5 protein-coding genes are annotated in these 8,909 nt (G+C 36.9%); all 5 read right to left on the reverse strand.

The genetic code is table 11. The annotated features are described in order from the left end of the window. A partial coding sequence (locus tag A9Q93_RS13565) for a beta-ketoacyl synthase N-terminal-like domain-containing protein (RefSeq protein ID WP_303687940.1) occupies positions 1-767 on the reverse strand: 767 nt, incomplete at its 3' end. Between the two features lie 6 nt (positions 768-773). Continuing rightward, positions 774-3,182 carry a 3-hydroxyacyl-CoA dehydrogenase/enoyl-CoA hydratase family protein gene (locus A9Q93_RS13570; RefSeq protein ID WP_303687941.1) on the reverse strand — a complete coding sequence of 803 codons (2,409 nt, stop codon included), beginning with the start codon at positions 3,180-3,182 and terminating at the stop codon, positions 774-776. 1 nt (position 3,183) lies between these two features. Next, entirely contained in the window at positions 3,184-3,642 is a 459-nt protein-coding gene (locus A9Q93_RS13575) for a MarR family winged helix-turn-helix transcriptional regulator (RefSeq protein WP_303687942.1), read from the reverse strand. Between the two features lie 180 nt (positions 3,643-3,822). After that, complete coding sequence (locus tag A9Q93_RS13580) at positions 3,823-6,804, reverse strand: gliding motility-associated C-terminal domain-containing protein (RefSeq protein ID WP_303687943.1); 2,982 nt, start codon at positions 6,802-6,804, stop codon at positions 3,823-3,825. Next, positions 6,758-8,806 (reverse strand): gliding motility-associated C-terminal domain-containing protein, encoded by a 2,049-nt coding sequence (locus tag A9Q93_RS13585; RefSeq protein ID WP_303687944.1) that lies wholly within the window; start codon positions 8,804-8,806, stop codon positions 6,758-6,760. The genes A9Q93_RS13580 and A9Q93_RS13585 overlap by 47 nt, the downstream gene beginning before the upstream one ends. Between the last annotated feature and the right edge of the window lie 103 nt (positions 8,807-8,909).

The following is an 8,909-nucleotide window of genomic DNA, read 5'->3' on the forward strand; positions in this document are numbered from 1 at the left end:
ATAGCAGCACCATCACTCATTTGAGATGAATTACCAGCCGTTACAGAGCCACCAGCCGCAAATACTGGTCGCAGTTTTGCAAGTATTTCTAATTTAGTGTCTGCTCGTGGACCTTCATCCTTATTTACTGTATAAGTTCTTGTTTCCTTTTTACCATCGGCATTTAAAAAAGTTTCTTCAACGTTGATAGGAACAATTTGATCTTGAAAGCGATCTTCAGCCTGTGCTTTTAAAGATTTCTGGTGAGAGTTGTATGCAAATTGATCTTGATCTTCACGTGATACGTTAAATTCATTTGCAACAGCTTCTGCAGTTAATCCCATTCCCCAGTAGTAATCTTCATTACCAGCCTTGGCAACTCGATAATCTGGTGTTGGTTTATAACCACCCATAGGAATATAACTCATGGACTCTGCACCACCAGCGATAATACAATCTGCCATACCGGACTGAATTTTTGCGGTAGCCATTGCTATGGTTTCAACACCGCTTGCGCAATACCTGTTAACCGTTACTCCAGGAACATCGTCTATTTTTAATCCCATTAAGGAAATCAGACGTGCCATGTTAAGTCCTTGCTCTGCTTCAGGCATCGCATTACCTATAATAACATCATCTATTCTTGTTTTGTCCAAACTAGGGACATCTTTAAGCATCGCTTCAATTGTTTCTGCAGCAAGCTCATCAGGTCTTTTAAAACGGAAAACTCCCTTAGGTGCTTTCCCCACTGCAGTACGTTTTGCAGCTACTATATATGCGGTTTTCATCATCTTCTAATTTCTAAGTGGTTTACCTTTTTGCAACATGTGCTGTAGGCGTTCTAATGTTTTTCTTTCTCCAGTTAAGCTTAAGAATGCTTCACGTTCTAGATCTAACAAGTATTGCTCAGATACTAATGTTGGCGCACTTAAATCACCACCAGCCATTACATAAGCAAGTTTATTAGCAATTTTCTTATCGTGTTCTGAGATGTATTTTCCAGCTTCCATTTGATCAGTTCCTACTAAGAACATACCTAATGCTTGCTTACCTAATACTTTAATATCTTTACGCATGGCAGGTTGCGTGTAACCTTTGTCAGCTAACAGTCTTGCCTGCGCTTTCGCGAAAGCGATACGTCTATTATCATTTACGACAACTTGATCAACACCTTTTCTCAATATTCCTAAGTCAAAGGCTTCATAAGCTGAAGTAGCCACTTTGGCCATACCTACAGTCAAGAAGTATTCTTGAAGTCTATTCAATTCTACATCGTTCTTTTCAAAAGTATCACTTGCTCTAAGAGCCATCTCTTTTGATCCACCACCACCAGGGATAACACCTACACCAAATTCTACTAGACCGATGTAAGTCTCTGCACTAGCAACAGCAATGTCAGAGTGCATGGTCATTTCACAACCACCACCTAACGCCATCTGATGTGGCGCTACAATTGTAGGGATGCTGCTGTAACGCAATCTCATAACGGTGTTTTGGAATTGTTTGATAGCCATGTTAAGCTCATCATATTCCTGCTCTACAGCCATCATGAAAATCATACCGATGTTTGCTCCTACAGAGAAGTTTGCACCGTTGTTTGCTACAACAAGACCATCAAAACGATCTTCGGCAATATCGATAGCTTTATTCATACCAGCTAGCACGTCGCCACCTATAGAATTCATTTTAGAAGTGAATTCTACATTTAAGATGCCATCGCCTATATCGTGAACTGTAACACCAGAATTTTTAAATACAGGAGCGTTAGCACGTAAGTTGTCTAGAATGATAAATCCATCCTGACCTGGTTTCTTTACATAATCTTTATCTGGGATAGAGTAGTAGTAGGTTGATCCATCTTTTACGGTATAGAAAGACTCAAATCCTTTATCTAGCATTTCTGTTACCCAAGCAGCTGGTTTTTTACCAATAGCTTCCATTAATTCCACACCTTTTGCAACGCCTACAGCGTCCCAAACTTGATATGGTCCGTGTTCCCAACCGAAACCTGCACTCATCGCATCGTCTATACGATATAATTCATCGCTTATTTCTGGAATTCTATGCTGTACGTAAGCAAATAGTGAAGCAAACGATTTTCTATAGAAATCACCAGCTTTATCTTTTCCTTTGATTAATACAGGAAAACGATCTGCAACGTTATCTATTGACTTAGTTAATTCTAGAGTAGCAAACTTAGCTCGAGGCTGTTTTACATACTCCATAGAGTCTAGATCTAATGCTAGAATCTCTTTTTTACCTTCTTTAGTGACGTTCTTTTTATAAAAACCTTGACCAGTTTTAGAACCTAACCATTTATTTTCCATCATGGTATTGATGAAGTCTGGTAATTTAAAGGTGTCTTTATGCTCGTCTTCTGGACAGTTTTCATACACACCATTTGCAACGTGTACTAAAGTATCTAACCCTACTACATCTACAGTTCTAAAAGTAGCAGACTTAGCACGTCCTATAACTGGACCAGTAAGTTTATCTACTTCAGAAACGGTAAGTCCCATTTCTTTAACCGTGTGGAATAAACTCTGAATCGAGAATATACCTATGCGGTTACCTATAAAAGCAGGAGTATCTTTTGCTAGTACAGAGGTCTTACCCAAATACTTCTCACCATATTCCATCAAAAAGTCAGTAACTGCAGGATCACAGTTAGGTCCTGGTACCACTTCAAATAATTTCAAGTATCTCGGCGGATTGAAAAAGTGAGTTACTGCAAAGTGCTTCTGGAAATCTTCACTACGTCCTTCATTCATGAAAGAGATAGGAATACCAGAAGTATTTGAGGTGATTAACGTACCTGGCTTGCGGTGCTTTTCAATTTGTTCAAAAACTGATTTTTTAATATCTAGTCTTTCAACTACAACCTCAATAATCCAGTCGGTATTTTTGATTTTGGATAAATCATCTTCTAAATTCCCGGTAGAAATTCGGTTTGCAAAAGATTTATCGTAAAGTGGTGCAGGTTTACTTTTAATAGCTGCTGCTAGGTTATCGTTAACCATACGATTGCGCACTACTTTGTCTTCTAGAGAAAGGCCTTTTGCCTTTTCCTTATCAGTAAGCTCTCTAGGAACTATGTCTAATAGGAGTACTTCACAACCTATGTTTGCAAAATGGCAAGCGATACCGCTTCCCATAATTCCGGAACCTATTACGGTTACATGTTTAATTCTACGTTTTCCCATATTATTTTTGAGCTAATAGACTTTGTTTTTTAAAAATTTTCTTTGAGTTGACGATCTCATTAATTTTATATGCTACTTCCAGAAATGTTTCAATTTTTTCTGGTTCAATTTCACTTTTTACAACTTGATCAAAGGTTTTAACAACTGATTTTGAAAAATCCCTCATTTCTAAACCAAAATCAGTTAAATGAATAAGAACACTTCTACCATCTTCTGGATTTTTTCTACGTTCAATAAGACCTTTATTTTCCATCATTTTTAAGGTACGAGAAAGTGAAGTAGCTTCCATACCCATTTTAGGACCAAGTGCAGTACTAGGTGTTCCTGTTTCTGGATCTATACTTATAAGAGCAAACCCTGTAGACATCGTGCTACCTTTTACTGAGGCTTGTTCATTATACATTTTAGAAACTGACATCCAGGTGGCCCTCAAAATGTAATCAATTGTTTTATCTCTCATTGTTTAAATTATAGTGCAATATACAAATTATTGTTATGCACGCATAGTAAATATATGAAAAAAATCAAACGTTATAGTAAATATAAGATTTATTTTCCGCTTTCGCGAAAGCGAAATTATCCACAAAAAAAAGTCCCAATACTTTATAGTATTAGGACTTTAAATGGTTGAGGAATTATCTTAGTAATTGATGTAAACCCAACTTGCAGTATCTTCAATATCTGCATCATTATATTGAATCACATAGAAATACACACCAGTAGGTAACAATCCATCGCCGGCATTTAATCCGGTATTAGGAACACCTGCAAATTCTTGATAGTTAGCAGCTGAAGTTTCATAAACAACTGAGCCATTTCTATTAAAAATCTTCAAATTAAAATTATCATATTGTTCAGCCAGGCCAGGAATTGAGAAGGTATCGTTAATCCCATCGTTATTAGGACTGAATCCTTCTGGAATAACTATTTCACATCTTTCAAATAGGATAGTGAACTGTGAAGTGTTAAAACAACCTGTTGTGTTGTCTTCAAGTCTAGCAAATAATAAGTCGCTAGTAACACCAGCTTGAAATGGTACTATGTAGCTTACAGGTATTTGATTAATTCCTGCTTGAGCATCTGTATCAGTTGTGTAATAAGTAACTGTGAAGTCAGCAGGATTGTTACCATTAAGTATAATCGTGTCTTGAACTGATAGGTCAAATAAGTTTTGATCTAGATTCACGCTGTCATCACAAATATTTGTCAAGTCTGGAGCGTTTCCTATAGAAGGAGCAGCGAGAACAGTAATCATGAAACTCGTGGTGTTATAACATCCAGCAGGTGTTTCAGATCTCACAAAAATCTCTTCAGTTCCTGCTACAGAATATGGAGAAGGAAGCGCACCGACACCAGAATCTGCATCGTTCAATGAATTATGGAAAGTCACGGTATTCATTCCCGTAGGATTTACTGTAGTTATTAAACCATCGAGATCAAAATCTCCACTACCATCTAGTGGTGCGTCATCACAGACTTCTATATCTGCAGGGGCAGTAATTGCAGGTCTCGCAAAAACAGTTAAGTTAAGAGTTCCAGTACCATAGCAGTCTGCATCATTAGTGTTTTGTAATCTTATGTAAACTACATCATTTGCAGAAGTACTCGTATATGGAACCGTTAAATCGATAGGGTTCATTCCCGTATCTGCATCATTTTGGGAAGTATAAATTGTGTAAGCTACATCTGTAGGATTTCCTGCCGCGTTTTCAATCACAGGTAAATATCCACCTAGATCAAAATCTTCAACACCATCTTCACTTGCATCATCACATAGTTCAAAATCAGGAATATTAGAAACAGAAGGAGTGGTACTTACAGTTAAATCAAAAGAGGATACTGCACTACAGCCATCATTAATAGGAGAAGTATTATTTGAAATTCTTACCCATATTTGAACTGTTCCTACTGCTACATCATAATTATCTGGTAATCGGTTGGTGTCCATTTCTGCATCTACCATTGTTGGGTGGTAAGAAATATCAAAGGTCGCAGCATCTTGAGTTCCTAAAACATCAGCAGTGAATTGTGTTAAATCTACAATTTCTGAGCCTGAGTTATCATCATCACAATAATCAAGTAGGGTAGTGTCGATAGGATCTACAATTCCATTTTCATAAATGGTAATGTCTTGTGTAAAATCTCTTACATCTCCAGAAACATTTGTAACAGTTACAGAAACGGTGTAAGTTCCTGCTGCGGCGTAGGTGTTTTGAACAACGCCAGGACCAGTTACTGAAAGCGTATTACCATCACCAAAATCCCACATTGAAGAAGATACTTGAGGTAGACAAGCTAACTGGAAATCAGTAGCATCACCTTGACATTGATCACTAACTGTAAAGAAACTTTGAAAATTAGATTGAACAAATACTGGTAAACCTTGCTTTCCTAAACCAGGCGAAATATCTACTGCTGTAGCGTTGTAAGTAGGTGTCGGAGTTTCAGAGTTTTCTATACGACCCAACCATGGTTGATCAAATCGTGCAACGTAAATGTTTCCATCACGACCTATTTGAAGAGTTCCTCTAGACTCGTTCATTACTGTAGAAAAAACATTCTTAGAAGATAAAATGTTTGCTTCATCACACAAATCATATTGAACTAGATCTTTACGTGCAGGTCCACTGTAAGCGGTACTAATATCGTGATACAAGTATTGTGAAGAAGCAGAAAATTCTACACCGTAAACAGTTCCTGTGTCTAGCTGTAAACCAGTACCACCGAACTGCCCATTAGCTGGATTAAATTCATACAGGTAACAACCATTTCCAGGAGCCGCAGATCCGAAATTGTGGTTTGCAATAGCTACTTTAGTACCATCTGGTGAAATACGTAACATACCATTATCACTTCCAGATGCACCATTTGTCACTGGGAACCATCCTAGATTAGAATTTGATGATTGAGGAACTGGATTAGGGAATACAAAAGAAATACCTGCACCAGGAATACCTCTTACCTCCCAAGCAAATAATGCATTAAAATCACCGCTACCTGGACTTGCTGCTGTTGCATTACTCTCTGCAAAAGTCATTACATAGGCATTAGTTGAATTGGTTTTTATCGTGGCAGCAACTTTCTCTGCAGAGCTATCAATTAAAATAACATTTTTAATTCCAGAAACTACATCACCTAGTCCTCCATTAAGGTTCATTTCAATTCTAGAGTAGGCCAGACCTGTACTGAAATCACCTACCGTAAAAATAAAATATACATTAGGTGTTTCAGGAGCTTTGACTACAATCGCAGATTGAGTTGAAGAGAAATTACCAAATAGCCCAGTACCATTAGGCATAATATTACCGTTACGGTTCCATACGGTACTACCATCAGTAAAGAATAATAAGTTACCTTGTTCATCAGATATTGCACCTACTCCTTCATCTGTATCTAAACCTGAATTTGCTACAAAAGGTTCAGAGGACCTATTTTGTGGATTGGGAGTAAATTCCACGGCAGCTCCATCTCCAAAAACCCACCAAGACGATTCTTCTTGTGCGTATACTTGAAAACTTAAAATCAATGTTGTTAAGAGTAATAGTTTTTTCATGTTTTGTTGATTGTGTTTTAACTTATTGTAAATATACATATCCAGCCACTGGCTCGGTGTCTGGTTCATTTAATTCAATTATATAAAAGTAAATTCCCGTAGGTAACCTAGCTCCAGTACTCAACAATCCTGTATTTGAAGTTCCATCCCAAGATCCTGTCTCGTTATTTCCTTCCCATACTTTTTGTCCGTACCTGCTAAATATATGCATTTTATGTTTATCATATATGTTATAAAGTCCAGAAACGATAAACGTGTCATTTAATCCATCACCGTCAGGCGTTAAAACGTTAAATACCTCGATAGGGCAATTTTTTATACAAATGTCAAATGAAGATATTTCAAAACAGTTATCATTAGACACCCTTAAATAGATCGTTTGACACCTTTCTAAGTTTAAATAATGGGATGGATTAATGATTCTGTTGGTTTCTAAAATTGCATCTTCTTCAGATTCATAATAAGATACCATTTGATTGTTATTATTTGAAATTGAGTCTTCGATTATAGTAAGGTCAAAAACAGATTGATCAAAACCTTCTTCACACTCTTCCAACTTTTCTGGAATTGCGTTTGTTTCTACCGTTTCATAAACTGTAACTGTAGTAGTTGCGGTAAAGATTTGATTTAATGTTTCTACTGTTGCGGTAATAGTATAAATACCAGGAGCAGAAAATGTATGTGTAGGTTGCAATGCAGTAGAAAAATTACTTGCGCCAGAGCTGGGATCTCCAAAATCCCAATCAATAGAAACTATACTAGCAGCTGTACTAATATTGAAACTTTGTGACTTTCCAAAACAATGATCAGAGGCAATAATTTCTCCATTTAAGAGAAAGGATTGTACAAATATGGGAAGTCCAAACCACGCCGTGGCATTTTGAGTAAGTGGAAAAGAATTAAAAGTATAATTTGCAGCAACGCCAGCAGCGTCTGGATTATTAATAACGCTCAGTTCACCTTGTTGAAATCTGGAATGGTATATTCTATTATCTAACCCTAGTTGCAAAGCACCTCTAAATGGTGTAATGTTATCTTGATGAACTATTGTAGCACTGTTAGCAATATTAGCCGCGGTTAAATCATATTGAACAATTTCACCTCTTATTAACTCAAAAACTTGAGTCGTAGAAGGGTTCATATAATCAACTTCAGCATAGAGATACTGACCATTTCCTGAAAATTCTACTCCATATATGGAACCACCATTTTGTCTAGTTAACAATGGTTGCGGATTTGAAATGATTCCAGTGCTATTATCAAAATCATATAAGTATAATTCACCGCCATTTGCATATGCAAGACTACGAGCCGTTAAAATATCAGTTATACCAGCAAACTCTGCCGTGTTATTATTAGAAAAATGAGCAGCAACTAACTTATTGCCGCGAGCATTTACTTTTATATAACCTCTCATTGCTGCGACATCTACATTAGTAATAGGAGTGGTGACTAACTCAATAAAAGGAGCAACATTTGATATTACAGGCGTTGTGTTGAGACCGTTTGCTGTAAGTTCATAAGAGAAAAATTGACCTTCAAACTGTGAAATTATCCAAAACCCATCTCCCGAAGCATTAGAAATTGCTGTAAGCTTTTCTGATGTTATGGGTAAAAGATTCATATTTTTATTAGATGGATCTACGTCTCCAGTTCCACCATTGAGTGTCATGTCTACGATGGAATAATGTAAGCCTTCCGTATCTCGATAAACTAGATCATCGGTATCTACCGTAAATACGTAAAAGATTTCTGCACTGCCTGGTAGAGGCACTATTATTGCGCTACTTGTACTAGAAGAATTTCCTTTTAGCCCACTTCCGTTAGGCATGATCATATGATTTGCATCATAAACTAATGATCCATCTGTATAAAATAATAAATTGCCTAACTCATCAGATATGGTTGCGCAACCTTCACCAGTAACTAATTGCCCATTATCTATTGCAACTGCGGTACCAGAACTAAAATCTATACCAGCGTTGATACCAAAATACCAAAAGGATGATTCAAGTTGCGCTTTCGCGAAAGCGGAACATATTAAAAAGAAGAAAAAAATATAATACCTCATTGCTCTATCGTAAAAATAGGCAATATCATATTATCTTTTCAGTGAAAAATGAGAAGAAAACTCAGTTCCATCCATTAAGGTCGCTTTGAACCAATAATCATTA

The organism is Nonlabens dokdonensis (genome assembly GCF_002162835.1).
GTDB lineage: Bacteria > Bacteroidota > Bacteroidia > Flavobacteriales > Flavobacteriaceae > Nonlabens > Nonlabens dokdonensis_B.